Here is a 25,095-nt window from a genome sequence, read left to right as displayed (position 1 = left end):
CTCAGTGCTGCGCTACGGTAAGGCGCGGGGCAGTGCCATTCAGAGCGGCTCTTCGCGCGAGGTCAGTTCGATGCGCTCCATGGGCAGATCGGCGGCCAGGCGGTCCACCTGGGCCAGCCGTGCAGGCTCGGCATCGGCAAACTGCTGGGCAATGCGCCGGAACTCCTCGGACAGGGTCAGGAAGGCGTCGACCATGTCGGGGTCGAAGTGGCTCCCCCGGCCGTCGCCAATGATCTCTACCGCCTGCTCGTGGGAGTACGCGGGCTTGTAGACGCGTTCGGAAATCAGTGCGTCGTACACGTCAGCCACGGCCATCAGCCGCGCTGACAGTGGAATGGTGTTGCCCACCAGGCCTTCGGGGTAGCCCGAGCCGTCCCATTTCTCCTGGTGGCTGTAGGCGATCTCCTTGGCATACCGGAAAAACGGGTTGTCCTGTGTGGTCCCTGTCTCTGCCGCGATGATGGCGTCGCGCCCCAGGGTGGTGTGCGTCTTCATGATCTCGAACTCTTCCGGCGTGAGCTTGCCGGGCTTGAGCAGGATGCGGTCGGGAATGCCCACCTTGCCGATGTCGTGCAACGGGGCGGACTTGAAGATGGTCTCGATGGCGGCGTCGGTCAGCTCGTCCTTGAAGCGCGGGTGGTTCTGCAGGTGGCGGGCCAGCGCTTCCATGTAGTGCTGCGTGCGCCGGATGTGGTTGCCCGTTTCGTTGTCGCGCGTTTCGGCCAGCGAGGCCATGGCGCGGATCGTGGCGTCCTGCAGCTCGGCCATCGCCCGGGTGCGGTTGGCGACCTCCTGCTCCAGAAAGTGGTTGTGCTGGGCCAGGAAGTCGCGCGCGCGCTTGAGCTGCAGGTGGTTGCGCACCCGGGCCATCACGATGGCCGGGTTGATGGGTTTGGTGATGTAGTCCACCGCACCCAGCTCCAGGCCAATGCTTTCGTCATCGGCCGCGCTCATGGCGGTGAGGAAGATGACAGGGATGTCTTCGGTGTCGGGGTTGAACTGCAGGCGGCGCAGCACCTCGTAGCCATCCATGTCCGGCATCATGATGTCCAGCAGGATCAGGTCGGGCTTGCTGTCGCCCGCCACGATCTGCAGGGCGCGCTCGCCACTGGGCGCAAGCTTGACCTTGTAGTCGGTGCGCAGGAGGTCGCTCATCAGCGAGAGGTTGTCGGGCGTGTCGTCTACGACCAGCACCGTGCATTTGCCGCTGGGTGCGAATGGGCTATTCATGGACCGGGTCCTCCTTGTTGTCATTGTGCGCCTCGGGGGCCTGGCGCAGTATGGCCAGTGCCTCCACAAAGTCGTAGCTGTCCAGCGACCGCTTCATCTGGCCATACGCCGGCCCCAGCAGGGCCTGCAGGGTGGGCGTGGATTGCCTGAAGATTTCGATGGCGTCGGAATCGTCGTCGGACAGCAGTGCGTCAAGCTGCGCCACCAGCGCACGCGCAGCGGAGGCGTCGATCTGCGGGCCAGGCGCAGCGTCCGTACCCGCAACCTCCTCTGCGGGCAGGGCCTGCAGCAGCGCAGTGACCAGCGCCTGGCAAGCCGCTTCCACGGGCTCCAGCAGTGGCTCTGTCAGCTCGGGCGAGGCCTTCTGGGCGATGGCTTCTTCCGCACGCTGTGCCAGGGCTGCCAGCGCGGTGGCGCCAATGGTGCCGGCCGTGCCTTTGAGCGTGTGCATGGCGCGCTGGGCCTCGTCGTGTAGCCCGGCAGCCAGGGCAGTACGGGTGGCTTGGACCGCCTGCGCTTGCCCCGCCACAAACTTGCGCAGCAGGCCTTCGTAGGCAGGCCGTTTGTCCAGCACACGCCGCAGGCCGGCGGTCACGTCGAGCCCTGGGATGCGGCGCAGTGCGTCATCGGCGGGAAGCGCGGCTGTGGAGTGGGGCGCTGTGTCGGATTTGGAAGGGGCGCTAGCTGGCTGCCCCTGAGGGTCTCCGCCTTCGCGGTCAGCCTCGTCCGCACCGGTGGCTCGGGGTGCAATCCATTGCAGCAGGGCAGCAAACAGTTCGTCCGGGTCGATGGGTTTGGCCAGGTGGCCGTTCATGCCCGCTTCCAGGCACAGGTCACGGTCGCGGCTCATGGCGTTGGCCGTCATGGCCAGCACGGGCAGCTGGGCCCAGGACGGGTTCTGGCGCAGGTGCCTGGTGGCTGCCAGGCCGTCCATCACGGGCATTTGCATGTCCATCAGTACCAGGTCGTAAGGGGCTTGGGCGAGCATGTCCAGCGCCACCTGTCCGTTCTGGGCCACGTCCACCACCAGGCCAGCGCCGCTCAGCAGCTCGGCGCCCACCTGCTGGTTCAGGTCGTTGTCATCCACCAGCAGCACCCGTGCGCCAGCAATGGCGGAAAGGTGCGCAGCGCGCCGGTGTATTTGTGTGCCACGCCCGTCGGACGACCGGACCTGCCCGCCCAGCGCCTGCATGGCGGCATCAAAAAGTTGCGAGGGGCTGACGGGTTTGGACAGCATCAGTTGCAGCCCGGCGCGTTCCAGTTCGCTTTGCACATCGTCGCGGCCTGCTGCGGTCACGATGACCGTGAGTGGCGGATGCTGCAGGCGGGCAAGTGCGCGGTGGGTGTCAAACCCGTCCATGCCGGGCATCTTCCAGTCCACGAATGCGATCTCGCAGGGGCGACCAGCCTGTTCGGCGGCGCGGGCCTGGGCCACCGCCTCCTCGCCGGAAGAGGCCGTGGTGACGGCAAAGCTCATGCGGGCCAGCATCTCGCCCAGGATATGCCGGGCCTGCTCGCTGTCGTCCACTACCAAGACATGCCGCCCGCGCAGATCGGGGGTGGGCAGCAGGGGGGCATGGCTGGGGTTGCCCAGCCCCAGACGGGCGGTAAACCAGAAGGTGCTTCCCACCCCAGGCTGGCTTTGTACCCCCACTTCGCCGCCCATCAAGCCAGCCAGCTTCTTGGAGATGGCCAGCCCCAGCCCGGTGCCACCGTATTTGCGCGTGGTGGAGGTGTCGGCCTGTTCGAACGAGCGAAACAGCCGCGACTGCTGCTCAGAGGTCAGGCCGATGCCGGTGTCCTGCACCTCAAAGCGCAGCAGGACTCCGGTGTCGTCGCGCGACGTTTCGGTGACGCGCACGATGATTTCGCCCTTGTCGGTGAACTTGACGGCGTTGTTGGCGTAGTTCACCAGGATCTGCCCCAGGCGCAACGGGTCGCCGCGCAGGTCGTCGGGCAGGGCCGGGTCCACATCGAACAGCAGCTCCAGACCCTTGTGCGCGCATTTGTCGCTGACCAGGTTGGCCACGTTGTCCAGCACGCCGCGCAGGTCAAAGTCCACCACCTCCACTTCGAGCTTGCCCGCTTCGATCTTGCTGAAGTCCAGGATGTCGTTGATCAGGCCGAGCAGATGCTGGCCGGAGCGCTGGATCTTTTCGACATAGTCGCGCTGGCGCGGTGTGAGGTCGGTGCCCAGGGCCAGGTGGCTCATGCCGATCACCGCGTTCATGGGGGTGCGGATCTCATGGCTCATGTTGGCCAGGAAGTCCGACTTCATCTGCGAGGCGTCCTCCGCACGGGCGCGGGCAATCTCCAGCTCGTCCTCATGTTCGCGCAGGGCTGCGTTGACTTTTTGCAGCTCCACGGTGCGCTCGGCCACGCGCGCTTCCAGCACCTCCTCGTTGCGCTTGAGGGCATCGACCAGCTCGTTCTGCGCCGCCATGGCCTGGGCCGTGGCCTTTTCGCGCTGAAGGAACTGCCGCGCCATGGCAAAGGCGAGCAAAAACGTGAGCAGGGCCTGGAATGCAGTGAGCCCGGTGGTCAGCAAGGTCTGGCGCTTGACCTCTGCGTTGCGCGAGTCACCCAGCAAGGCCGACACGCGCGAAGCGCTGAGCGACAGCTCTTGCACCGTCTCACGCAGGCCGTCCAGCTCGGTGCGCAGGCGCCGCATGTTGGTCTGGCTGGAGAGGGCATCCACACTGGCGCCAAAGTAGCTGTCGCCCGCTGCCACAAACCGTTGCAGGGCGGCCAGCGCATTGCTGTAGACGGGCTCGTCCTGCATCAGCGTGCGCGAGGTGCCGCTTTCCAAGGCGCTGAATCGGCTCAGGAACAGGTCATACCGCAGCTCCAGCCGGTCCATGGTGATGCTGGTGGGGTCCAGCTCGAACTGGTGCAGCGCATGGTCCAGCTTTTCATATTCCACATTGAGCTGCAAGAACGACCACAGCGCATTCACATCGCCGCGCCGCATGACGGCCTCCACACTGCGGTACTGGCTGTACTGCACCGCCGCAATAGCGACATAGGCCAACACCAGCCCGGCAATGATGAGCCGCAGGATGTGTTGGCTGCGCAGCATAGATAGGGCGGGAAGCGGGGAGGGCGGCTACCGGATGTGCAGTGCGTTGAGCTGCCAGGCCGCCCGGTTGTAGTACAGCTCGCTGCGCAGCTCGGCCTTGGTATCAAACGGGTACACGATGAACAGCGGACCTTTTTCGCGGATGGGCATGGGCCGGTTGTTCATCAGGCGCGCCACGATCACGTCATGCCGCGTGGCGTCGTCTGCTGGGATCTCGGTCTTGTAGTCATTCAGGGCCACGGCAGTGATCTTGGTGCCCTTGGCGCCCACCGCCGCCAGCACATCGCGCAGCAGGGGGCCAGTGAACGTGACAGCGCTGGGGTACCAGGGTGTTTGGGTGGAGAAGCTGTGCTGCGGCAGCTTCTCCAGCATCTTCATGTCGAACTGCGCCTGCTGACCCCGGTTGGTCTGGGTGATGGCGCCGTCGATGGTCAGGACGACGGGGCCTGTGGGTGGCTCCAGCGCTTGCACATTGGTCGTTGCCAGCAATGCCGCACCGACGACCCATGCCGCCCATGCTTTGGACAACGCCAATTTCAACCCATGGCGACGATGAGATTGCATGGACACCCCCTCCTGTTTTGGTAACAGTCTCGCGGATAGATGCCCAAAATGTAAACCGATTTATCGCCGCCAGTCTGACGGACGGCATGCCGGGGTGTCGAGCGTGCGACGGGGGCGGACAGGTGGCAGGGCCCCTGCTTCAGGCTGCGGCTGCGGCTGCGGCTGCGGCTGCGGCGTTGGCGGCGACGGCCGTGGTGTCCCAGGCCTTGAGGGCCTCGGCTGTATACATGAGTGCCGGACCTCCCCCCATGTAAACGCACACGGTCAACATTTCTTCCAGTTCTGCGCGGGTGGCGCCGAGCTTTTGCAGCGCCTTGACATGAAAACCGATGCACCCGGAGCAGCGCTGCGTGACGCCGATGGCCAGGGCAATCAGCTCCTTGTGCTTGCTGGTCAACGCACCTTCCGCCATGGATGCCTGGGCGAGCTGCGCAAAGCCCCGCATGGCGTCGGGCTGCGCCTTGCGAAAGGTGGCCAGGTTTTCGTTGATGCCCTGAATCAGGTCGATGTGGTCAAACGTACTCATTGAATGGTTCCTTGCTGGGGCCGGGGAGGGGCCGGGCTCTCTCTGAATCTCTGTGTGTGGCCACCTGCCGGCGGTTTATTTCTTCACGGGGCAGGTATTGATTCCGAGCAGCGCGTAAGCCGGGCAGAAGCGAAACAGTCCGGTGGCCAGTGGCACCACGCCCAGCCAACCCCACCAGCCCACCGTGCCAGTGGCAGCTAGCGCAATCAGGACTAGGCCTGCCAAGACGCGCAGCACACGGTCTGCGGTTCCTACGTTGATGTTCATGATGAGTTCCTTGCTCAAAGGTTGCGGCCCGGGAATAGGCCCTGCTTGCACAAGCGCGGTGAACGCGAAATGCGCTCACCGCCCGGTCAATCGAATGAGGGGGATGCGGGCGCCGCGACGGGCTTGCCCGCAGCCACCCACGCGTCAAAGCCACCGGCGATGGACTGCACCTGCAGGTAGCCCATGTCCTGCATGGCGCGCGCAGCCAGCGCGGCACGGCCACTGGTCTTGCAGTACAGCACCACCTTGAGGTCGCGTGCGCTGAGTTCGGGCGTGCTGCTGAGCCGGAACTCCAGCACTCCGCGAGAGGCGTGAATCGCGCCGGGTATATGTCCAGCCTGGTACTCGTCGGCCTCCCGCACATCGATCAGCACGTCGGCGGTGCGTATGGCTTCGTCGGCCTGGTTCAGCGGTACCTCTTGCACCAGGGCCTTGGCAGCGGTGACGAGGTCGTGGGCTGTTTTCATGTGTGCGTTCCTGCAGTGGGTGTGGCGGTACGGATGTGGCAGTTGTGTCACAGCGCGTTGACAGGAATCTTGAGATAGGTCACGCCATTGGCTTCCGCTGGCGGCATTTCCCCTGCGCGGATGTTGACCTGCACCGAGGGCAGGATGAGCACGGGCATCTCCAGCGTCGCGTCGCGCTGGGTGCGCAGCGCCACAAAGGCGTCTTCGGTCACCCCGTCATGCACATGGATGTTCTTGGCACGCTGGTCGGCGACGGTGGTTTGCCAGGCCACGGCACGCCCTGCGGGTGGGTAGTCGTGGCACATGAACAGGCGGGTTTCATCCGGCAAGCTGAGCAATTTGCGCACCGACTGGTACAGCGTGTGGGCATTGCCCCCGGGAAAGTCGCAGCGCGCTGTGCCCACGTCGGGCATGAAGAGGGTGTCTCCCACAAACACGGCGTCGCCCACCTGGTAGGCCATGCAGGCGGGCGTATGGCCGGGCACTGCCAGCGCCTGGGCCTCCAGCTGGCCGATGTGGAAGACCTCGTTGTCGTGCAGCAGCTGGTCGAACTGGCTGCCATCGGGGTGGAACCCGGGCTCCAGATGAAACACCTTCTTGAATACGTCCTGCACCTGGGTGATGGACGCACCAATGGCGATTTTTCCGCCCAACTTGTCGCGAAGGTAGTGCGCGGCCGACAGGTGGTCTGCGTGGGCATGGGTTTCCAGAATCCATTGCACCGTCAGCCCCTGACTTTGCACAAACTCCACGATCTTGTCGGCAGACCGCGTACGGGTGCGGCCCGACTTCGGGTCGTAGTCCAGCACCGAATCCACCACTGCGCAGTGGCCGCCAGACCGATCGAACACCACATAGCTCACCGTCCAGGTGGAGTCATCAAAGAAGGCTTCTATCTGGGGTTTCATCGAAGGGCTCCGTATTTAATTTCGATGTTGATAGTTTATTGACGTATAGATTGTTAGTCAATAGAATATGAACATCGAATTTGAAAAGGAGCGCGCGACCATGCACGCAGGAGCACAAATGGACCTGGAAACCTTGCGCAGGTCCGCCGACAGCGCTTGTCGCTTGATGAAGGTGTTGTCCAACCCCGACCGCCTGCTGCTGCTATGCCAGCTGACGCAGGGTGAAAAGCGTGTGGGTGAACTGGAAGAGTTGGTGGGCATCTCCCAGCCCACCTTGTCGCAGCAGCTGGGCGTATTGCGCGAGGAGGGCCTCGTCAACACGCGCCGTGACGGCAAAAACATCTATTACGAGATCGCCAGCCCCCAGGCCTTGGCGGTGATGAACGTGCTGTTTGAACAATTTTGTGGCCCCGCCCAGGAGAGCAAGCCATGCTGATCGACTGGACCCATTTCACTCCCTGGGCTGCGCTCGCTGGCGGCGTTTTGCTGGGCCTTGCCTCGGCGCTTTTTGTGCTCCTCAACGGACGCGTTCTGGGCATCAGCGGCATTGTGGGCGGGCTGTTGCGCCCCCGCGCTGGGGACATTGGCTGGCGCTTGGCTTTTGTGCTGGGCATGCTGGTAGCCCCCAGTCTCTATTGGCTGGTAGTCGGCCCCACGCAGCCGCGCATTGATGCGAGCTGGGGCATGGTGGTGATCGCTGGCCTGCTGGTGGGTGTCGGTACCCGCTACGGATCGGGCTGCACCAGCGGCCACGGGGTGTGCGGACTCTCGCGCATGTCGCCCCGGTCCCTGGTGGCCACCCTGGCCTTCATGGGGGCCGGGTTTGTCACCGTCTTTCTCATCCGGCACGCGCTGGGCTGACCCGGCCTACATCGGAGCATTGATCGCTATGAAAAATCGCATTACAGAGTTTGTGGTGGGTCTGATCTTCGGACTGGGCCTGATCGTCTCGGGCATGACCGATCCCGGCAAAGTGCTGGGCTTCCTGGACCTGGCTGGCTTGTGGGACCCGTCGCTGGCGTTTGTGATGGGCGGCGCGATTGCGGTGGGCGTCTTTGCGTTCGCTGCGGCCAAGAAACGCACCACCAGTTTCCTGGGAGGCGCCATGCATCTGCCCACGTCGCGCGACATCGATCGCCGCCTGGTGGTCGGGAGCCTCATCTTTGGTGCGGGCTGGGGCATTGCAGGCTTTTGCCCGGGGCCCGCCATCGTTTCGGCGGGCGCGGGCCAGCCCAAAGCCATCGTGTTTGTGATGGCGATGCTGGCGGGCATGTGGCTGTTTGAACTGGCCGAACGCATGTCCCACCGCGCCCCACCTACCCAGACTGGAGCCCGCTGACATGCCGCTGCAGATCATTGCCCTGACCCCCGACTTCGCAGTGTCGCCCCAGCTGGCCACCACGGACTTTGCCTTTTTGGCCCAGCAGGGCTTCAAGACCATCATCAACAACCGGCCCGACGGGGAGGGCGGTGGCGCACAACCCACCAGCCCTGAAATGGAGCGCGCCGCCACGGTGGCTGGGCTGCACTATGTGTATTTGCCTGTTGTGAGTGGTGCCATCACCCCGGAACAGGTGCAGGCCATGCATAAGGTCTTGATCTCGGCCCCCAAGCCCACGTTGGCGTTTTGCCGTTCGGGTGCCAGGTCTGCCCAGTTGTTTGGACTGACGCAGACCCTGGATGCCGAGGCGTCCTGATCAACCGGGAGCCATCATGAACCTCATACCCGGCTGGGTCCGCAACTACCAGAAGTCCTGGCTCTCCGGGGACATGGTTGCCGGTGTGATCGTGACGGTCATGCTGGTCCCGCAGAGCCTGGCCTACGCGCTGCTGGCGGGCTTGCCCCCCGAGGTCGGCTTGTACGCCAGCATCCTGCCCATCATTGCCTACGCCATGCTGGGCTCCAGCATGACGCTGGCTGTGGGGCCCGTGGCGGTGGCCTCCCTCATGACGGCGAGCGCCCTGCAGCCGCTGGCGGCGGCTGGCTCGCCCGACTACGTGGCGCTGGCCATGCTGCTGTCACTCCTGTCAGGAAGCATGTTGCTGCTATTTGGCGCATTGCGGCTGGGCTTCCTGGCCCATTTTCTGAGCCATCCGGTCATCAGCGGGTTTATCTCCGGCTCGGCAGTGCTCATTGCTGTGGGGCAGGTCAAGCACCTGCTGGGGGTAAGGGCCGGCGGTACCGACGTATTTGACACCGTGGTGCAGCTCGCGCACGCGGCGCCCGCAACCAACCTGGTCACGCTGGGCATTGGTGCGGGCAGCGTGTTGTTTCTAGTGCTGGCGCGCAAGTCCTTGTCCCCTTGGCTGGTCCGCCTGGGCGCCAGCCCTCGGTTGGCAGACATCGCATCCAAACTGGCGCCGATGCTGGCGGTGATGGTGTCCACCGCCTTGGTGGCCGCCATGCGCTGGGACCAGACGGCAGGGGTCAGCATTGTCGGCACGGTGCCCCAGGGCCTGCCACAGCTTGGGCTGCCGGCAGTTTCTATGGCGTCTGTGGGCTCGCTGTGGCTGCCTGCGCTGCTGATCTCGCTGGTGGGCTTTGTGGAAAGTGTGTCGGTAGCGCAATCGCTGGCGCTCAAGCGGCAGCAGCGCATTCAGCCCAACCGGGAGCTGCTGGGCTTGGGAGCGGCCAATGTCGCCAGTGCGCTGTCGGGCGGTTTCCCCGTCACGGGCGGTTTCGCGCGCTCGGTCGTCAATTTTGGCGCCGGAGCCAACACGCCCCTGGCAGGTGTCATTTCTGCCGTGCTGATGGGTGTGGTGATTGCCGCGCTGACCGGGCTGTTTCACTATCTGCCCCATGCCGTGCTGGCGGCCACCATCATCGTGGCGGTGGTGTCCTTGATTGACGTAGAGACACTGCGCGAAGCCTGGCACTACGACAAGGCGGATGCCATGGCCCTGCTGGCCACCGCAGGGGGCGTGATCGCTTTGGGCGTGGAAGTCGGCATCCTGATGGGGGTGGCGTTGTCGCTGGGCACTTTGGTGTGGCGCAGCAGCCATCCGCACATTGCGGTTGTGGGGCGCGTGCCAGGCACGGAGCATTTCCGCAACGTGACCCGTCATACGGTGAACACAGAGCCCGGCCTGATTGCCGTGCGGGTGGATGAAAGCCTGAATTTCGCCAACTCGGATGCCTTGCTGGACCGCGTGGAGGAATTGGTAGCCAACCAACCAGACACTCGATGTGTGCTTCTTGTGTGCTCAGCCATCAACCAGATCGACACGACTGCGTTGGGCGTACTTACAGACCTGGAGCGAAGTCTGGCTCAGCGAGGGGCGGCGCTGCTGCTAGCCGAGGTGAAAGGTCCTGTACTCGACCGTTTGCGGGGCACGGCACTCAGCCAGCGGCTGGAGGGACGAATCTTTCTGAGTACTCATGCTGCCTTTGAATACGCAAGGCGGACCGGCAGCATGGTTGGTCGGTATGGCGATCCGGCGGCGGCTATCTAGCCAATGCGTAGCCTGTTGCCCCACGGGTTTTCCCCGGGATTTTTTTGAGCCCCGGACGCAACTTTGCATCTATTCTGAAATACGTCGCAAACGTCTTTTCGTTTGAAGGCGGCGCATGCAATCACACCGCATTGCACTTGTTTAACAGTGCCCCAGGAGGAACGAGTATGAAGAGGCGAAGTTTTTTGTCCACATTGGGCACCAGCGCCGCCATCAGCGGAATATCGACCATGTCCCACGCCGCGGTTGCTGCTGATGCTGCTTCGTCGGCTGCAAACATCCCCGCTGCGGTCACGATCGACGGGAGTGCCAAGACATCCCGTATTCGTGTACGCCCCGCCGCACGCGGCGGGAAGTATCTTGGACATGACGCGGCAGATGCCAACAATCTCAGCGCACTGATCGCACTGCAAGATCCCCGCACCTCCAAAATCCTGGCCTACGGCTTCGCACAAGCCCCCACGCCTCAAAGTGCTGGGCCAGAACAACTGATGAGCCCTGTCAGCCGAAGCCAGCCTTTCCCCAGTGATGAGCACAGCGTAGAGGTACAGCTCCAGGTCCCCGTTCAATCTCCCTCCCAGTTGCGCTTGCTGGTGTTTGGGCCGTTGAAACATCCTGAACAAGCACGCTTGGTGCAGACAGACATCAACCTACTGCCGGGGGTGGACATTGGCATGGGGCCCGAAACTCCCGAGGGAATGGTTATCGAAATCCCCGGGCTCTGTATCAGCAACGTTAGCGCCCAATGGCAAACCTCGCAGCTCAACTGCACGGCCGAGATCACGATGATGTGCGGATGTCCCATCCACGACCAGCCAGGTTGGTTCTGGCCAGACACCGATTTTTCTATTCAGTTGGTTACCCACATGCAAAGCGGTGCGCAACATTCCTATCTCATGGCCTACGACAAGACAAAGGGGACTGTCAGCACATTCACGGGCAGCTGGGCTAGCCAGGCCCGCAAAGGCGACCGCATACGGCAAGTTTGGGTATATGCCATCCAACCAAAGCTGGGGAATCTGGGGAAATTTCGAGTTTTTCCTCCGCTGCCGACCAGCCCTGAGCTGCCTCCGGAGGTGCGGGAGATTGTCAAATCGCGAGGCAAAAAGCTTCGGTCTTGATCTATTGGCGCCGATTGACTCCGTACAGGGCGGGGCGGCGATAAACACTTGGGCGAGCTGAATCCAGCCGGGTCGCAGCTCCCAACCACAAATGGCTGGCATACATCACGGAGTTCCAGATTCCGGCTGGGAAGGTTTGCCTGTCGCCGGTCATTGCTTGTTTTTACGGTGTGGTGGTAAGTTGTACCGCTGCAACGATGCCGGACGCACCATCGAGATACTGGCCGACACCACTGGCCAGCGTATCGACATGGACGTGGAAACGTAAATTTCTTATTTTACATAATATACATCGTATTTAGTATTAACGATGTCATCCCAACGAAGCGCCAATGCGCCGTCGGCCCTGCATCCTGCTCAAGCCGCTACCATCACCGCCCATGAACCTTCCCACCCAAGCACCTTCTACATCGTCCATCCACTTCGGCCACCGGGGCCGCGTCTGCATCGTCACGGGTGGCGCCCAAGGCATTGGCGAGGCCTGTGTCCGCCGCTTTGCGGCCGAAGGCGCCAAGCCGGTGATCGTCGACGTGGACGATGCGCGTGGCCAGGCGCTGGCGCAGGAGCTGGGCGCGCTATATGTGCGCTGCGATGTGGGCGATAAATCGCAAGTGGATGCACTGGTGGCCCGGACCCTGGCGGCCCATGCGCGCATCGACGTTTTGGTGAACAACGCGGGCATCTTTCGCGCGGCAGACTTTCTGGATGTGACCGAGGCCGACTTTGACGCGGTGCTGCGGGTCAACCTCAAGGGTTCGTTCCTGGTCGGCCAAGCGGTGGCGCGGGCCATGGTGGTATCGGGAGGCGGTTCGATCGTGAACATGAGCTCGGTCAACGGTGTGCTGACCATTCCCAATATCTCCAGCTACAACGTGAGCAAAGGCGGCGTGAACCAGCTCACGCGGGTGATGGCGCTGGCATTGGCCGACAAGAACATCCGCGTGAACGCGGTGGCGCCGGGCACCATCGCCACCGAGCTGGCCGCCAAGGCCGTGCTGACCAGCGATGAGGCCAAGAACAAGATCATGAGCCGCACGCCCATGAAGCGGCTGGGCGAGCCGTCCGAGATTGCCGATGTGGTGGCCTGGCTGGCCAGCGATGCGGCCAGCTATGTGACCGGCGAGATCGTGACCGTGGACGGTGGGCGCATGACGCTCAACTACACCGTGCCGGTCTGACGCACTTCGGGCCACTCCTTTTTTGATAGCTGCCAGCGCATGATTCACTAGCGCTAGCAGCTGTTTTCATCACTTTCAGACCTGGGGCATGCGCTGCAGCAGCCGGGTGGTACTGCGCGGCCAGCCCACCGGACCGAACCAGGCGCCGCCAGCAATCGCCCAGGCGTTGACCAAGCCGTAAAGCACCAGCGCCGCCCCCTGCGCTGCAAACACGGCGGCAAGTCCACCGCCCCAGCGCAGCGCCAGCCAGCCGCCGGTGACGGCCACCGCCAGGCGCACGATGTTGCCGATCACCGGCCAGAGCAGGCGCCCTGCCCCTTGCGAGGCAAAGTACAGCACCAGGCCCAGGCCGAAGAAGCCGTACACGGGGCCGACGGTGCGCAGATACAGCGCACCTGCTTCCAGCATGGCGGGGTCGCTGTTGAACAGGGACAGCCACGCGTTGGGAAAGGCTGCCGCCCACAGGCCAATCGCCTCGGCCATCACAAACGCCATGGCCGCGCCAATCCAGGTGGCGCGCAAGGCGCGCTCGCGCTGGCCAGCGCCGATGCATGTGCCGACCATGGCCACCAGCGGCGCGCCCAGGCCAAACACCAGCGGAACCAGCAGGTATTCCAGCCGCGATGCGGTTCCGTAGCCCGCGATGGCCGCTGTGCCAAAACCACCCACCAATGCGGTCGTGACGCCAATCGCCAGATTGGTGGCGACGGTAGACACCGTGCCCACCAGACCCACCCGCAGGATGTCTTTGAACAGCACCCAACGAAACCGGATGTGCGCCAGCGACGGCCGCAGCAGGCTGCGCGGCGACCACAGGTATGCGGCCAGCACGGCGCTGCCGATCAGGTAATACGTCATCAGCGCAATGGCGCCACCGGCAATGCCCAGGCCCGGCATGGGGCCCCAGCCAAAGATGAACAGTGGCGACAGCGGCACCAGTACAAACGCGCCCAGCACCGTGACGTAGGCTGGCACGGCCATGTTGCCCGTACCCCGGATGACGGCCGACAGCGTGTTGAACAACCAGACCAGAAACGCGCCCGCAAACACCCAGTTGGAATAGACCAGTGCCGCATTCAGTGCGTCGCCCGTGCCGCCCATGCGGGTGTAGAGCCAGCGCCCTCCTCCCACCACGCCCACGGTAAAGACCAGCGAAAACACCGCCGCAATGGCCAGCGCATGCAGCACCAGCGCGTCGGCATCGTCCCGCCGCCTTGCGCCCAGGGCGCGTGCAATGGCCGAAGCAATGCCGCCGCCCATGGCGCCCGCCGAGGTCATCTGCATCAGCATGACGACCGGAAACACCAGCGCCATGCCGGCCAGTGCATCTGTGCCCAGCTGGCCGACAAAGTAGGTCTCGATCAGCCCGACGCCCGCCTGCGCCAGCATCACCAGCACGTTGGGCGCGGCCAGCCGCAGCAAGGTGGGCGCAATGGGCGCCTCCAGCAGCATGTGGGTGCGCGGGTTCAGGGCCTCGGTCACATCAGGCCCCTGCCCCACCGGCTGCAGGCCGGCGCGGCACCACGATGCGCACAGTAGACAGCTGCAGCACATCGCCGTGCTGGTTGCGGGTTTCGCTGCGCACCGTGACCATGCCCCGGTCGGGCTTGGACTTGGAGGGCTGGATCTGCACCACCTCGCTCACCACATGCAGCACATCGGTGGCGCGTGTGGGCCGGGGCCAGCTCAGTTCGCCCCCCGCACCGATGATGCCGCCCGCAATCGGCAGCCCACTGGTCACTTGCAGACGCATGGTCACGGCCGCCGTGTGCCAGCCGCTGGCGGCCAGACCGCCAAACAGCGTCGCGCGCGCAGCAGCGTCGTCCAGGTGAAAGGGCTGCGGGTCGAACTGGGCGGCAAAGGTGGTGATCTGCGCTTCGTCCATGGCGTGTTCGCCGCTTTGGAACTGGTCGCCGACAGACAGGTCGTCCAGGTAAATCGGGGACGTGGGGGCTGTCGAAACGTTGCTGGCGGGGGTCTGCGTCATGTCGATGGCTTTCGTGGAGAGAAGGTGGTTGGTCAGGCCGCCGTGGCGGCGGGGCGCGCCACGCGCGCTTCCCGGATCGGCAGGTTGACCAGCGCTGCGCCTACGGCCAGCACGATGTCGATGTACCAGACCCAGTCATAGCTGCCGGTGGCCTGGAACACGCTGCCGCCCAGGTAGGCACCCAGGAATCCGCCAACCTGGTGCGACAGCATCACGATGCCGAACAGCATCGCCATGTTGGCCGTGCCAAACATCTTGGCGACCAGTCCGGCCGTGGGTGGTACGGTGGACAGGAAGGTGATGCCCATGACGGCGGCGAAGACCAGCACCACGGCCGGCGTCTTGGGAGCAAACAGGAAAATCAGTACCGCCAGACCTCGCGTGGCGTATAGCAGCGACAGCAGCGACTTCATGCGCCAGCGCCCTACCGCCCAGCCCATGGCCAGGCTGCCCACAATGTTGAACAGCCCGATCACCGCCAGCGACCAGCCCCCTACTTCGGGCGCCAACCCGCACGCTGCAATCACGCCGGGCAAGTGCGTGGCCAGGAACGCCACGTGAAAGCCACACACCAGAAAGCCTGCCGCCAGATACCGGTAGCTCGGTGTGGCCAGGGCCTGGGCAATGGCCTCGCGCGCGGTCAATGCCTTCTGGCCGGATACCGCTGCAGCCTGTGCCGCCAGGGCGTTGGAGTTGCCCTTGAGCACCCACACCGCCGGCAGCGCCAGCAGCACCAGCACGCCCAGCCACTGCATCGCACTGGCCCAGCCCACGGCGGCGGTCAGGCTGATGGCGATGGGCGCCATCAAAAACTGCCCGAACGAGCCGCCCGCGTTGACGATGCCGCTGGCCAGCCCGCGCTTTTGAACAGGCACCAGCCGGGCAGTGGCCGCCATCAGCACAGACGGCCCAGCCATGCCTGCGCCGCCTGCGGCCAACACGCCAATCGCAAAAATCAACCCGGCCGTGGTGGTCATATACGGCGTGATGAAGGTGCCCAGCGCCACCAGCGCCACACCGATCAGGATCACACGACCCGTGCCGATGCGGTCGGCCACAGCCCCGGCAAACGGCTGGGTCAGCCCCCACCACAGTTGGCCAAACGCAAACGCCAGGCTGATGCTGCCGATGCCCAGGCCCGTGGATGTGTTGAGTGCGGACAGGAACAGGCCCATGGTCTGGCGCGTGCCCATGGTCAGTGCAAAGGCGCCTGCGGCCGCCAGCAGCACCAGCCACAGGGCCAGCGGTGCGGCGGGCTTGGTGGCCGTCGCCTGCGGGGTGTGGTTATTCGTCATGCGCAGTCTCCTGCACTGGCAGTGCAGCCAGCAAATCGAGCGAGTCGTCCACCAACGCGTGCAAGGCCATCACGCGTTCCACGCCCAGTGCCTCGTTCAGCGCCAGTTGTGCTGCCTTCCAGTGGCGTTGCGCTTCCGCGCGCTTGTCGCGGCCTGCGTCGGTGATGTGCACCAGGCGGCTGCGTGCGTCCGTACCCGCCTTCAGCGTCACCCAGCCCGCATCCACCAACGGGCGCAGATTGCGGGTCAGCGTGGACGCATCCATCTTCATCTCCGTGGCCAGATCACCGGGGCGAATCGGGCCCAGCTTGAGCACATGCGACAGCAGCGAGTACTGCGTGGTCTTGAGTCCACATTTCGCCATTTCGGCGTCGTAGTGGTTGGCCACGCGGCGCATCAGCTGGCGCAGCTTGAAGTTGGTGCAGCCCTGCGGCAGCACAGGGGCCAGGGTGGATGGGTTGGCTTGCATGGATTTGATTGTATCTGCAATAATTGCATATGCAACTCATGCATTTCAACCACGCCACCAACCAGGACAACCCATGACACAGCACAACCACCTTGAACACTGGCTGGCACAGGAGCGCGACATCCTGGCCACGCTGGATGCAGGCCCCGGCCCGGGCGTGGCCCGCCGCGAACAGATCGCCCACCTGAACGGCCTGCAGCAGATGCAGGCCATGCTGCGCGGTGAGCTGCCCTACGCGGCCATTGCCAAGACGCTGGACTTCCTGATCGTCGAAGTGGGAGAAGGTACGGCCATCTTCCAGGGCACACCCCGCGCAGAGCACCTGAACCCCATGGGCACGGTGCATGGCGGCTGGTTTGCCACCTTGCTCGACTCCGCCCTGGGCTGTGCCGTGCACACGCGCATGGAGCCCGGGCGCGGCTACACCACGGCCGAGCTGGGCATCAACCTGGTCAAGGCCATCACGCCCAAGGTACAGCGCGTGCGCGCCGAGGGCCGGGTGATCCACAGCGGGCGTCAGCTGGCCACGGCCGAGGCGCGCCTGGTGGGGCCGGACGGCACGCTGTATGCCCACGCCACCACCACCTGCCTGGTTTTCGATCTGCCTGCACAATCGAAGGGATGAAATTCCTCCACACGATGCTGCGCGTTGGCAACCTTCAACGCTCGATTGATTTCTACACCCAGGTGCTGGGCATGCAACTGCTGCGCCAGTCCGAGAACCCCGAGTACAAATACTCGCTGGCCTTTCTGGGCTTCGAGGGCGGCAACCCCGGCCAGGCCGAGATCGAGTTGACCTACAACTGGGACGTGGAAAGCTACGACATAGGCACGGCCTACGGCCACATCGCGCTGGGCGTGCCCGATGCGTATGCCGCGTGCGAAAAGATCAAGGCCTCGGGCGGCAACGTGACGCGCGAAGCAGGTCCGGTCAAGGGCGGCACCACGGTGATCGCGTTTGTGACCGACCCCGATGGCTACAAGATCGAGTTGATCCAGCGCGCCGAAGGCGCAGGCGGCCAGGGTCTGCGGTAACTTTTACTATCAAATAGATAGCTGCTGGCGCATATTCCACTAGCGCATGCGGCCATTTGGCCCAAAAAACCCGGCAGTACCGGGTTTTTTGTTGGAGAAGCAGGCGGCGCTTACAGGGCGCCCAGCGTCACTTCCACGCGGCGGGCTTCGGCGTTGCTGCCGGTCGCGGTGGTTTCTTCTGGCTTCTTCAGCTCCACCTTGTCTTCGGCCACGCCCAGGGCCTTGAGCGCTTCGGCCACGGCCACTGCGCGCTGCTTGGCCAGTTCTGCATTCAGTGCAGCGTCGCCCGTGGCATCGTGGAAGCCGGAAATGACGGCCTTCTTGCCTTCAGCCACACCCTTGACCACGTCGGCCAGGGCTTCGTTGGCACCTGCGGCCAGTTCGGCCTTGGCGGTGGCAAAGTAGAACTTCACCACGCCGTTTTCCACGCGCACGCTGGCAATATCTTCTTCCACGGCTACGGCGGGTGCTGCGGGCGTGTTGCTGGCCGCAACGGCGGCAGGCCGGACCGGTGCCTTGGCGCCCAGACGCTTGACCACCACGGTGCCCACCACCACGGAGATCACCAACGCAATCAGTGCAAACAGAAAACCGAGGGCAAAACGTTGTTGGCTATCGTCGTCAGAGCTGGACATGGAAGATCCCTGTAGTGATGAATAAAGTGGTTGGACGGCCAATGCAGGCGTTGCGAAAACAAGGCCCCGGCCGCTTGCAGCAAAGCTTTCGATTGTAGAGTGAAGGCATGACGAATCTGCCCGCCCCACTGCGAGACCCGGCGCCGATGCTGGAGCGTGCCCTTCAGGAATGGGGTGGCCATCAGGACCTGTGGATTTTTGGCTATGGGTCGCTCATCTGGCGGCCGGATTTTGACTACGCCGAGCGCCGCCCGGCCAAGGTCCACGGCTGGCACAGGGCGCTCAAGATGTGGAGCCGTATCAACCGTGGCACGCCCGAGTGCCCGGGACTGGTGTTCGGCATGCTGTCGGGCGGAAGCTGCCGGGGCATGGTGTTCCGCGTGGACAAGGTGCATGCGCGGCAGGTGATGATCAACCTGTGGCAACGCGAGATGGTCACCGCTGTCTACGACCCGCGCTGGCTGGTGTGCCACACGCCCCATGGCCCGGTGCGGGCGCTGGCCTTTACCCTGTCGCGCAAAAGTCCCAACCACACGGGCGAGCTGCCCGACCACGAATACTGCCGCATTTTCGAGCAGGCCTGTGGACGCTACGGCACCACTCGCGACTACGCCCAGGCCACCTATGACGAGTTGCGCAAGCACGGCATCCACGACAGGGCTTTGGCTCGGTTGATCGCGTTGGCCCAAAAAGAGGCATAGTGCACTCTTTTGCTGCATACATAGGGTGCTGGCTGGCCGTTGGCCCCTGGCAACTGGTTCAATACCGCGTTCTTTCAACGTATCAAGGAGTTTGAGTCATGAACACTCGTTTTGCTTTTGTGCTTTCATCCGTCGCTGCCCTCGCTCTGGTGGGCTGTGCTGCCTATTCGTCGGGCCCCAGCGCGACCGCAAAACTTGAGCCCACCCGCGGCAACACCGCCGCTGGAACGGTGACCTTTGTGCAATCGGGCGACGTGGTGAAGGTATCGGGCAGCATCAGCGGTCTGAAGCCAGGCGCGGAACATGGCTTCCATGTGCACGAAAAAGGCGACTGCAGCAGCGGTGATGGTATGAGCACTGGCGGCCATTTCAACCCTGGCGGCAAGCCGCATGGCAGCCACGGTGCCGGCGATCACCACACGGGTGATCTACCCAGCCTCAAGGCCGATGCCAACGGTGTTGCCACCTTCAACTTCGAGTCGAAAACCATTCGCGTGGGTTCCACCGACAACAACATCGTGGGCAAGGGCTTGATCGTTCACCGCGACCCCGACGACTACAAGACCCAACCCACCGGCAACGCAGGACCACGCCTGGCTTGCGCGGTGATTGCTTCCAAATAAAGCAAAAGCGGCCTTAGCCGCCGTTACCCGCGCGCCGCCAGCAACTGCGCGGCGCGCTCCAGGTCTTGCACGGTGTCTATGTCGGTCACTGTGCCTTCGTCATCCACCTCCACCTGCCGTACCCTGCCCTGCTGCGCCTGCGCGCGCACCACGCTGGCGGCGCCCTGCTCGCCAGTCAGCGCCAACAGGCTGGACAAGCATGCGGCCGAAAACCCAACTGGGTGACCGCGCTCGCCCTGGTACACAGGCATAACCACGGTGCAGTCGGCAAGGGCCTCAGCAATGGTGCGCAGGGTGTCAGGACGGATCAGTGGCAAGTCTCCGGGCAAAACCATCCAGCCTGGCGCATCAGCCGTAGCGCCTACCGCGGCGGCAATGGAATCCCCCATGCCTGGGTGGCCTGCATCCTCCACGTGCCATGGTAAACCACTGGCGCGAACAGCTGACAACGTGTGCTGCAGCACAGTTTTACCGGCCAAAGAGGCATGCAACTTGTGAATGCTTCCACCCGATTTTTGGAAGCGCTCGCCCCGGCCGGAAGCGAGAACGAGTACGGTAGGTATGTGCTGGAGCATGGCGGAAGTCAACGTCGCAATCGTACTATTTCATGATGCAACCATGTCCCCATTCCAACATTTTTCGCGCCTGCGGGATGAAACCCTGATGTTCTCCTTCAGTCGATAAAAAGGAGGAATTCCATTGGCCCAGCTCGACGCATTCGCGCATTAAACAGTGGTTGCCAAAATGTCAATTCACCCGTTTAGCGGATTGACAAAAGTTAGGCCCCTGGATGGAATGCTCCCCGGAATCAGTGACCTGTATGACTGAGCCGGAGAATGTGTTCATGGTACTTCCCTCAACTGTTCGATTTTTCGCCACTTTGCTGGTATTGCTTGCTTGCCTGTACACAGGGGCTCGCGCCCAGCCCGCGGGGCCGGATAACGCTTTGGCGTTTGATGGCGTGGATGACTATGTCAGCATGTCCGTGCCGGCGCCATTTCAAAACCCTGCCAGCAGCGATTTCACAATCTTGACCTGGGTCCGTCTAGGCGGCACTTCCAGCTTCCAGCGAATTCTCTTTGCGCAGCAAAATAGTTCCAACTACGTCTCGATCGCGCGCAATACCGGTGAAACGATCTATGCTTATGTTGTTGCCAACGGCTTGACCCGCTCCGTCGCAACCGTCAACCCCATAGGGGCTTCGGGCAGTTGGGTTCACGTGGCGGTGGTGTGGAAATCGACGGACCAGTCTCTTTCTGTCTTTGTGAACGGGGTGCAGGCTCCGGGAGTTAGTGGAGGATCGAGTTCCACGGGCATCGACGGCCAAATGGCGTTGGGATCGCGTTCAGGGGGAGCGCAATATTTCGCAGGCAGCCTGGACCGGATGGCCATATACAGTTCTGTGCTGTCCGAGACACAGATTCTGCGTGCTGGCACGCAGTGCATTTACCCACCTAGCGCCTCGCATTCCTATTCCTTTGACGCAGGTGCGGCCAATGGTAACAACGTCGGTGTCACCACTTTGACAGATGGCGTAGGCGCAGCACCAGGAACACTCAACAACTTTGCCTTGACCGGCACAGTATCTAATTGGGTTGATTCCAATGTCAGTTCACTGTGTCTTCCTCCCACATACATCGTGGGCGGTTCGGTATCAGGACTTGCCGGTACTGGCTTGAAACTGCAACTCAACGGAGCCAACGACTTATTGATCACTGGCAATGGCGCATTCCAGTTTCCTGCCATGGCAGATGGAGCGAGCTATTCCGTGACTGTGGCATCGCAGCCGACAACGCCAGCACAGTTTTGTTCTGTCATCAATGGATCTGGAACGTTGTCTGGTGGCGATGTTTCCTCGCTGCAAGTGACCTGCGCGACTGCAGCACCCTCGGCTCAACCCACCAACGCCGTGGCGACGCCTGGCAACGCGCAAGCTACAGTTTCTTGGTCGGCCCCCAGCGACGACGGAGGCGCGCCTATTACTGCGTATTTAGTCACCGGATTACCCGGCGGAACATGTTCGGTGAGCGGGGCACCGCCCGCCACAACGTGCAACGTCCCGAATTTGAACAACGGAACGGCATATACCTTTTCCGTTGTGGCGACCAACGCTGTGGGAAATAGCCCGCCATCTGTGCAGAGCAATTCGGTCACCCCTAGAGCAGACTTGGTTTTTGCAGGCGGCACTTCGGGGACGATTCCTTTGGCTCAAGCTACGGTAGGACAGGCTTACAACGTCCCAATTGGCATTTCTGGCGGCCTCCCGCCGTTTGCGTTCAGTGTCAGCGGTAGCCTGCCCGACGGATTAAGTCTCAATCCGACAACCGGCGTGATCTCAGGCACACCCACTACGGCAGGGACATCGATTTTCTCCGTTACCGTGACCGACAACAGCGAAACACAAACGTTGACCAGTCAGACTAAGGCCACCACCACCCAGAGTTTTAGCATAGCCGTTGCGGCCCCCGTGGCAACGTCTATCCCGACATTGGGCCAATGGGCGCTAATGCTCGTTGCTTGCTGCATTGCAACGTTGGGGATGGGGCAAATGCGAAAACGACCGAGCGGCTGAACAGTGAGCACGACCTCACGATGCCAACCCCCTGCAGGGTGGCTTGGCTTTGTCGGACAAGTGGTGTCAGGTTCTAGCGGGCCTGTGCAGCCGCTTTGAGCCGAGTACACCCCGAATGCCTACGGTTTTTCAAGTGACGGTTGCGACGGTGCAGTTCAGAACGCGCCACTCGCCACCGTGAAATCCGCATGCTGCGCTGCCAGCCCGTGCAGCATGCTCACCAGCGGCCGCAGGTCATCACGCCGACTGTGCAACGCATAGCCGAGCGACCCCAGCGGCACAGGGCTGGGCAACACCTGCAACACATCCCGGGCGTGCAGGGCTTGCGCCCAGCCCTCGGGCAGCAGGCCAATGCCGCTGCCCTGTGCCAGCAAGCCCACGATGGCGCCCCAGTGGTTGCACACCAATCTGCGCGCGGGGCGTGCATCGGCCTGCCGAAGCCAGTCGTCGATGAGATGGGTCACCCCAGAGCCTTGCGGCAGCGTTACCAGCGGTTGCGACTGCATGGCATCGGCATCCATCTGGCGCAGGCCGCGCGTCACGCCTGGGCCTGCGCACCAGGCAAAGCGCGCATGCGCCAGCGGCACCGAGGTCAGCGCGCTGCGGCTGGCGGGGCCGGCGATCACGGCCACATCCAGCTCGCCCTTGTCCAGCCGCTCCGCCAGGGCCGCACCCACATCCACATGCACAGACACTTCCAGCGCCGGGTGCGCCGCCGCCAGGGCTTCCACCAGGCGCGGCAGCCAGGTGATCGCCGTCAGCTCGCCCACCCCCAGGCGGCAGGGGCCCCGCAGGCCGGTGGTGCTACCCATGTCCTGCTGCAAACGGTCTGCCTGTTGCAGCAACGCGCCCGCCAGAGGCAGCAGTCGCGTGCCCGCCTCTGTCAACGCCGCGCGGTGCCCGGCGCGGTCAAAGAGCACCTGGCCCAGCGATGCCTCCAGTTCGGCGATCCGCTTGGACAGGGAGGACACCGACAGGTGCACCCGCTCCGCCGCCATGGCAAAACTGCTGCAGGTGGCGGCCCAGTAGAAGGCTTCGAGCTGCTTAAGGGTCATGTCGTGAATATGTTTTCAATTTGGCGAACAAATCATTAGCAATAAATTCGCTTTCTTGATTATTGCGGTTTCAGGACACTGCTTTCCAGCCCCCGTTTACCGTTGTCTGGAACCACGCCATGTCCACCCCCTCCACCACGCCCCGACAGCCTGCCACCAATGCCTGGAGCGCCTTCAATGGCACGCGTCGGAGTGGCCGCACGGCCCATCTGCTGTCGCTGGACGACTTTGAAGCCGCTGCCCGCCGCGTGCTACCCCGCCCTATCTTTGGCTACGTGGCCGGGGCGGCGGAAGACAACCTGGCCCTGGACGACAACCGTCAGGCGTTCCGAGAGATCGCCCTCGTCCACCGCGTGCTCCGCAACGTGGCCCAACGCGACCAGGGCGTAACCCTGTTTGGCCAGCGCTATGCCAGCCCCTTCGGGATCGCGCCCATGGGTATCGCGGCGCTATCGGCCTACCGGGGCGACATCGTGCTCGCCCGTGCGGCGGCAGCGGCGGGCATCCCGGCCGTACAAAGCGGCAGCTCCCTCATCCGGCTGGAAGAAGTGATGGCCGCCGCCCCCGGCACCTGGTTCCAGGCCTACTTGCCAGGCACCCCCGAACGCATCGACGCCTTGCTGTGGCGCGTGATTGCGGCAGGCGTACAGACCCTCGTAGTGACGGTGGACATCCCCGTGGCGGGCAACCGCGAGAACAACATCCGCGCGGGCTTCTCCACCCCGCTACGCCCCAGCCTTCGCCTGGCGTGGGACGGCATGGTGCGCCCGCGCTGGCTGGCAGGCACACTGCTGCGCACGCTGGCACACCACGGCATGCCGCATTTTGAAAACTCGTTTGCCGAGCGCGGCGCGCCCATCCTGTCCTCACGTGTACAGCGCGACTTTGCCGCGCGTGACCACTTTGACTGGAGCCACATCGCCCACATCCGCCGCCAGTGGCGCGGCCCGCTGGTGGTCAAGGGCATCCTCAGCCCGCAGGACGCCGCACTCGCCCGTCAGCACGGGGTGGACGGCATCATCGTCAGCAACCACGGCGGCCGCCAGCTCGACGGCGCCGTGGCCCCGCTGCGCGTGCTGCCCGCCGTGGCCGAGCAGGCTGGCAGCGGCATGACCGTAATGTTGGACGGCGGCATCCGCCGGGGCACCGACGTGATCAAGGCCCTGGCGCTGGGCGCGCAGGCAGTGTTTGTGGGGCGGCCCTTCAACTACGCAGCAGCAGTGGACGGCGAGGCAGGCGTTACAGCGGCCATCGATCTATTGCGCGCCGAGGTGGACCGCAATCTGGCAATGCTGGGCGCTACCACCTGTGCAGCGCTGGGGCCAGAGCATCTCATGGACCGCCGAGCACCGTAGAGGACTGCGGCGCACGCTTCCCTGCGGGTGCCTGATCAAGCTGGGGAGCAAAGTGCAATCAGCCCAGTTTGAAATGAAGTGATGGCAGCGCCGCCGACGCTCCCCTGTCGATCACTTCAATATTGATAGCTGTCAGCGCTTATCCGCAAAGCGCTAGTAGCACTTTTCATTCAATAGGGTTGGCCTGTAGCGTCACGGACAGCCTCAGGCTGATTTCGAACTTTCACTCGACCACCATTGGCGGGCAGTTTTTGACCCGAACCGTTCGGTTTGCCGCGCACTATGGAACTGCCATGGGTGGCCCTTCAGTTAAAGTCCTCGCCCCGCGGGTGATTTTTGGCCGCCTCGTGCACCCCAGTGACTGGGTTTGAAAACAAAATCTGCGACTTGGGATGGCACCAGGGATCCTCTGAACAAATCACCGCGCCGTGCGCATCTGCGGACTCGGGCGGTCTGCCGCGTTGCAAATGCTCGCAATAGCTACAGCTATTGCTGCGCTTTGCGCCTTGCAGCCCATCCCGATCCACAGCGCACACTTACCGCTCGATTCATGCAGAGGATCCCCAGCTGATTCG

Annotated in this window: 27 protein-coding genes; 13 read left to right on the top strand and 14 right to left on the bottom strand. The window is 63.4% G+C overall.

The window, feature by feature from the left end; genetic code table 11:
• Positions 1–39: 39 nt before the first annotated feature.
• The 7 genes from C8C96_RS16040 to C8C96_RS16010 all read right to left on the bottom strand — a co-directional run bounded on the left by C8C96_RS16040 (position 40) and on the right by C8C96_RS16010 (position 7,041).
• The gene (locus C8C96_RS16040) at positions 40–1,230 is read right to left on the bottom strand and encodes a two-component system response regulator (RefSeq protein ID WP_121942939.1); all 1,191 of its coding nucleotides are present in this window, start codon (positions 1,228–1,230) and stop codon (positions 40–42) included.
• On the bottom strand, positions 1,223–4,309 hold the full coding sequence (locus tag C8C96_RS16035; protein WP_121942938.1) for a response regulator: 3,087 nt from the start codon (positions 4,307–4,309) through the stop codon (positions 1,223–1,225). The genes C8C96_RS16040 and C8C96_RS16035 overlap by 8 nt, the downstream gene beginning before the upstream one ends.
• Positions 4,310–4,336: 27 nt before the next feature.
• The gene (locus C8C96_RS16030) at positions 4,337–4,873 is read right to left on the bottom strand and encodes a molybdopterin-dependent oxidoreductase (RefSeq protein WP_121942937.1); all 537 of its coding nucleotides are present in this window, start codon (positions 4,871–4,873) and stop codon (positions 4,337–4,339) included.
• A gap of 139 nt (positions 4,874–5,012) precedes the next feature.
• Positions 5,013–5,399, bottom strand: a complete 387-nt coding sequence (locus C8C96_RS16025) for a carboxymuconolactone decarboxylase family protein (protein WP_121942936.1) — start codon at positions 5,397–5,399, stop codon at positions 5,013–5,015.
• A gap of 75 nt (positions 5,400–5,474) precedes the next feature.
• The gene (locus C8C96_RS16020; protein WP_121942935.1) at positions 5,475–5,666 is read right to left on the bottom strand and encodes a DUF2892 domain-containing protein; all 192 of its coding nucleotides are present in this window, start codon (positions 5,664–5,666) and stop codon (positions 5,475–5,477) included.
• A gap of 86 nt (positions 5,667–5,752) precedes the next feature.
• Positions 5,753–6,133, bottom strand: a complete 381-nt coding sequence (locus C8C96_RS16015) for a rhodanese-like domain-containing protein (protein WP_056744896.1) — start codon at positions 6,131–6,133, stop codon at positions 5,753–5,755.
• Positions 6,134–6,180: 47 nt separating this feature from the next.
• Entirely contained in the window at positions 6,181–7,041 is an 861-nt protein-coding gene (locus C8C96_RS16010; protein ID WP_056744894.1) for an MBL fold metallo-hydrolase, read from the bottom strand.
• A 100-nt stretch (positions 7,042–7,141) separates the two neighbouring features.
• Here C8C96_RS16010 and C8C96_RS16005 point away from each other — a divergent pair, with 100 nt between their 5' ends.
• The 7 genes from C8C96_RS16005 (at position 7,142) to C8C96_RS15975 (ending at position 12,793) form a co-directional block, all read left to right on the top strand.
• Positions 7,142–7,477, top strand: coding sequence for a helix-turn-helix transcriptional regulator (locus C8C96_RS16005; protein WP_121944050.1), 336 nt, complete (start codon positions 7,142–7,144; stop codon positions 7,475–7,477).
• The gene (locus tag C8C96_RS16000) at positions 7,471–7,902 is read left to right on the top strand and encodes a YeeE/YedE family protein (protein WP_056744892.1); all 432 of its coding nucleotides are present in this window, start codon (positions 7,471–7,473) and stop codon (positions 7,900–7,902) included. Before C8C96_RS16005 ends, C8C96_RS16000 begins: the two co-directional genes overlap by 7 nt.
• A gap of 28 nt (positions 7,903–7,930) precedes the next feature.
• On the top strand, positions 7,931–8,380 hold the full coding sequence (locus tag C8C96_RS15995; RefSeq protein ID WP_116749845.1) for a YeeE/YedE family protein: 450 nt from the start codon (positions 7,931–7,933) through the stop codon (positions 8,378–8,380).
• 1 nt (position 8,381) lies between these two features.
• Positions 8,382–8,738, top strand: a complete 357-nt coding sequence (locus C8C96_RS15990) for a TIGR01244 family sulfur transferase (protein ID WP_116749846.1) — start codon at positions 8,382–8,384, stop codon at positions 8,736–8,738.
• A 16-nt stretch (positions 8,739–8,754) separates the two neighbouring features.
• Positions 8,755–10,494 (top strand): SulP family inorganic anion transporter, encoded by a 1,740-nt coding sequence (locus tag C8C96_RS15985; RefSeq protein WP_121942934.1) that lies wholly within the window; start codon positions 8,755–8,757, stop codon positions 10,492–10,494.
• A 230-nt stretch (positions 10,495–10,724) separates the two neighbouring features.
• The gene (locus C8C96_RS24675) at positions 10,725–11,615 is read left to right on the top strand and encodes a hypothetical protein (protein WP_147455686.1); all 891 of its coding nucleotides are present in this window, start codon (positions 10,725–10,727) and stop codon (positions 11,613–11,615) included.
• Between the two features lie 380 nt (positions 11,616–11,995).
• Entirely contained in the window at positions 11,996–12,793 is a 798-nt protein-coding gene (locus C8C96_RS15975; RefSeq protein WP_121942932.1) for an SDR family NAD(P)-dependent oxidoreductase, read from the top strand.
• 75 nt (positions 12,794–12,868) lie between these two features.
• Here C8C96_RS15975 and C8C96_RS15970 read toward each other — a convergent pair whose 3' ends face one another.
• From C8C96_RS15970 to C8C96_RS15955, 4 genes are read right to left on the bottom strand one after another with little or no spacing between them, the layout of a single operon-like run.
• Positions 12,869–14,245 (bottom strand): MATE family efflux transporter, encoded by a 1,377-nt coding sequence (locus C8C96_RS15970; protein WP_199737548.1) that lies wholly within the window; start codon positions 14,243–14,245, stop codon positions 12,869–12,871.
• A 31-nt stretch (positions 14,246–14,276) separates the two neighbouring features.
• Positions 14,277–14,780: a MaoC family dehydratase gene (locus tag C8C96_RS15965; RefSeq protein ID WP_121942931.1), complete on the bottom strand. Its 504-nt coding sequence runs from the start codon at positions 14,778–14,780 to the stop codon at positions 14,277–14,279.
• A 32-nt stretch (positions 14,781–14,812) separates the two neighbouring features.
• Complete coding sequence (locus tag C8C96_RS15960) at positions 14,813–16,075, bottom strand: MFS transporter (protein WP_121942930.1); 1,263 nt, start codon at positions 16,073–16,075, stop codon at positions 14,813–14,815.
• Entirely contained in the window at positions 16,065–16,544 is a 480-nt protein-coding gene (locus tag C8C96_RS15955; protein WP_056062766.1) for a MarR family winged helix-turn-helix transcriptional regulator, read from the bottom strand. Before C8C96_RS15955 ends, C8C96_RS15960 begins: the two co-directional genes overlap by 11 nt.
• Positions 16,545–16,617: 73 nt before the next feature.
• Here C8C96_RS15955 and C8C96_RS15950 point away from each other — a divergent pair, with 73 nt between their 5' ends.
• Together C8C96_RS15950 and gloA are read left to right on the top strand one after the other, a co-directional pair.
• A complete protein-coding gene (locus C8C96_RS15950; RefSeq protein ID WP_121942929.1) occupies positions 16,618–17,169 on the top strand; it encodes a PaaI family thioesterase in 552 nt (183 codons plus the stop codon).
• Positions 17,166–17,579 (top strand): lactoylglutathione lyase, encoded by a 414-nt coding sequence (gene gloA / locus C8C96_RS15945; protein ID WP_121942928.1) that lies wholly within the window; start codon positions 17,166–17,168, stop codon positions 17,577–17,579. Before C8C96_RS15950 ends, gloA begins: the two co-directional genes overlap by 4 nt.
• 110 nt (positions 17,580–17,689) lie before the next feature.
• On the opposite strand, the gene C8C96_RS15940 is transcribed toward gloA, so the two are convergent.
• Positions 17,690–18,214, bottom strand: coding sequence for an OmpA family protein (locus C8C96_RS15940; protein ID WP_108498628.1), 525 nt, complete (start codon positions 18,212–18,214; stop codon positions 17,690–17,692).
• Positions 18,215–18,321: 107 nt separating this feature from the next.
• Between C8C96_RS15940 and C8C96_RS15935 the strand changes: the two genes are divergently transcribed.
• Together C8C96_RS15935 and C8C96_RS15930 are read left to right on the top strand one after the other, a co-directional pair.
• Entirely contained in the window at positions 18,322–18,915 is a 594-nt protein-coding gene (locus C8C96_RS15935; protein WP_099730270.1) for a gamma-glutamylcyclotransferase, read from the top strand.
• A 98-nt stretch (positions 18,916–19,013) separates the two neighbouring features.
• A complete protein-coding gene (locus C8C96_RS15930; RefSeq protein ID WP_121942927.1) occupies positions 19,014–19,538 on the top strand; it encodes a superoxide dismutase family protein in 525 nt (174 codons plus the stop codon).
• Positions 19,539–19,561: 23 nt separating this feature from the next.
• Here the strand turns inward: C8C96_RS15930 and C8C96_RS15925 are convergent, their stop codons facing one another.
• Positions 19,562–20,113, bottom strand: coding sequence for an NTP transferase domain-containing protein (locus C8C96_RS15925; protein ID WP_121942926.1), 552 nt, complete (start codon positions 20,111–20,113; stop codon positions 19,562–19,564).
• Positions 20,114–20,358: 245 nt separating this feature from the next.
• Here C8C96_RS15925 and C8C96_RS15920 point away from each other — a divergent pair, with 245 nt between their 5' ends.
• Complete coding sequence (locus C8C96_RS15920; RefSeq protein WP_158605766.1) at positions 20,359–22,110, top strand: IPTL-CTERM sorting domain-containing protein; 1,752 nt, start codon at positions 20,359–20,361, stop codon at positions 22,108–22,110.
• Positions 22,111–22,265: 155 nt separating this feature from the next.
• On the opposite strand, the gene C8C96_RS15915 is transcribed toward C8C96_RS15920, so the two are convergent.
• The gene (locus tag C8C96_RS15915) at positions 22,266–23,165 is read right to left on the bottom strand and encodes a LysR family transcriptional regulator (RefSeq protein ID WP_121942924.1); all 900 of its coding nucleotides are present in this window, start codon (positions 23,163–23,165) and stop codon (positions 22,266–22,268) included.
• Between the two features lie 119 nt (positions 23,166–23,284).
• Here C8C96_RS15915 and C8C96_RS15910 point away from each other — a divergent pair, with 119 nt between their 5' ends.
• Entirely contained in the window at positions 23,285–24,520 is a 1,236-nt protein-coding gene (locus C8C96_RS15910; RefSeq protein ID WP_121942923.1) for an alpha-hydroxy acid oxidase, read from the top strand.
• Positions 24,521–25,095: the final 575 nt, after the last annotated feature.

This window comes from Acidovorax sp. 100 (assembly GCF_003688355.1).
In the GTDB taxonomy this organism is placed as follows: Bacteria; Pseudomonadota; Gammaproteobacteria; order Burkholderiales; family Burkholderiaceae_C; genus Acidovorax; species Acidovorax delafieldii.
Note: the sequence above shows the minus strand (reverse complement) of the source record. Positions and strands in the feature narration are given on the sequence as shown.

What these genes read in the sequence shown, in the direction of transcription:
- gloA (WP_121942928.1), top strand. Translation starts at nt 17,166, where the DNA reads ATGAAATTCCTCCACACGATGCTGCGCGTTGGCAACCTTCAACGCTCG.
- C8C96_RS15990 (WP_116749846.1), top strand. Translation starts at nt 8,382, where the DNA reads ATGCCGCTGCAGATCATTGCCCTGACCCCCGACTTCGCAGTGTCGCCC.
- C8C96_RS16005 (WP_121944050.1), top strand. Translation starts at nt 7,142, where the DNA reads ATGCACGCAGGAGCACAAATGGACCTGGAAACCTTGCGCAGGTCCGCC.
- C8C96_RS24675 (WP_147455686.1), top strand. Translation starts at nt 10,725, where the DNA reads ATGTCCCACGCCGCGGTTGCTGCTGATGCTGCTTCGTCGGCTGCAAAC.
- C8C96_RS15940 (WP_108498628.1), bottom strand. Translation starts at nt 18,214, where the DNA reads ATGTCCAGCTCTGACGACGATAGCCAACAACGTTTTGCCCTCGGTTTT.
- C8C96_RS15970 (WP_199737548.1), bottom strand. Translation starts at nt 14,245, where the DNA reads ATGCTGCTGGAGGCGCCCATTGCGCCCACCTTGCTGCGGCTGGCCGCG.
- C8C96_RS15915 (WP_121942924.1), bottom strand. Translation starts at nt 23,165, where the DNA reads ATGACCCTTAAGCAGCTCGAAGCCTTCTACTGGGCCGCCACCTGCAGC.
- C8C96_RS15965 (WP_121942931.1), bottom strand. Translation starts at nt 14,780, where the DNA reads ATGACGCAGACCCCCGCCAGCAACGTTTCGACAGCCCCCACGTCCCCG.
- C8C96_RS16025 (WP_121942936.1), bottom strand. Translation starts at nt 5,399, where the DNA reads ATGAGTACGTTTGACCACATCGACCTGATTCAGGGCATCAACGAAAAC.
- C8C96_RS15985 (WP_121942934.1), top strand. Translation starts at nt 8,755, where the DNA reads ATGAACCTCATACCCGGCTGGGTCCGCAACTACCAGAAGTCCTGGCTC.
- C8C96_RS16010 (WP_056744894.1), bottom strand. Translation starts at nt 7,041, where the DNA reads ATGAAACCCCAGATAGAAGCCTTCTTTGATGACTCCACCTGGACGGTG.
- C8C96_RS16000 (WP_056744892.1), top strand. Translation starts at nt 7,471, where the DNA reads ATGCTGATCGACTGGACCCATTTCACTCCCTGGGCTGCGCTCGCTGGC.
- C8C96_RS15950 (WP_121942929.1), top strand. Translation starts at nt 16,618, where the DNA reads ATGACACAGCACAACCACCTTGAACACTGGCTGGCACAGGAGCGCGAC.
- C8C96_RS16030 (WP_121942937.1), bottom strand. Translation starts at nt 4,873, where the DNA reads ATGCAATCTCATCGTCGCCATGGGTTGAAATTGGCGTTGTCCAAAGCA.
- C8C96_RS16035 (WP_121942938.1), bottom strand. Translation starts at nt 4,309, where the DNA reads ATGCTGCGCAGCCAACACATCCTGCGGCTCATCATTGCCGGGCTGGTG.
- C8C96_RS16020 (WP_121942935.1), bottom strand. Translation starts at nt 5,666, where the DNA reads ATGAACATCAACGTAGGAACCGCAGACCGTGTGCTGCGCGTCTTGGCA.
- C8C96_RS15935 (WP_099730270.1), top strand. Translation starts at nt 18,322, where the DNA reads ATGACGAATCTGCCCGCCCCACTGCGAGACCCGGCGCCGATGCTGGAG.
- C8C96_RS15960 (WP_121942930.1), bottom strand. Translation starts at nt 16,075, where the DNA reads ATGACGAATAACCACACCCCGCAGGCGACGGCCACCAAGCCCGCCGCA.
- C8C96_RS16015 (WP_056744896.1), bottom strand. Translation starts at nt 6,133, where the DNA reads ATGAAAACAGCCCACGACCTCGTCACCGCTGCCAAGGCCCTGGTGCAA.
- C8C96_RS15995 (WP_116749845.1), top strand. Translation starts at nt 7,931, where the DNA reads ATGAAAAATCGCATTACAGAGTTTGTGGTGGGTCTGATCTTCGGACTG.
- C8C96_RS15910 (WP_121942923.1), top strand. Translation starts at nt 23,285, where the DNA reads ATGTCCACCCCCTCCACCACGCCCCGACAGCCTGCCACCAATGCCTGG.
- C8C96_RS15930 (WP_121942927.1), top strand. Translation starts at nt 19,014, where the DNA reads ATGAACACTCGTTTTGCTTTTGTGCTTTCATCCGTCGCTGCCCTCGCT.
- C8C96_RS15955 (WP_056062766.1), bottom strand. Translation starts at nt 16,544, where the DNA reads ATGCAAGCCAACCCATCCACCCTGGCCCCTGTGCTGCCGCAGGGCTGC.
- C8C96_RS15975 (WP_121942932.1), top strand. Translation starts at nt 11,996, where the DNA reads ATGAACCTTCCCACCCAAGCACCTTCTACATCGTCCATCCACTTCGGC.
- C8C96_RS15925 (WP_121942926.1), bottom strand. Translation starts at nt 20,113, where the DNA reads ATGCTCCAGCACATACCTACCGTACTCGTTCTCGCTTCCGGCCGGGGC.
- C8C96_RS15920 (WP_158605766.1), top strand. Translation starts at nt 20,359, where the DNA reads ATGACTGAGCCGGAGAATGTGTTCATGGTACTTCCCTCAACTGTTCGA.
- C8C96_RS16040 (WP_121942939.1), bottom strand. Translation starts at nt 1,230, where the DNA reads ATGAATAGCCCATTCGCACCCAGCGGCAAATGCACGGTGCTGGTCGTA.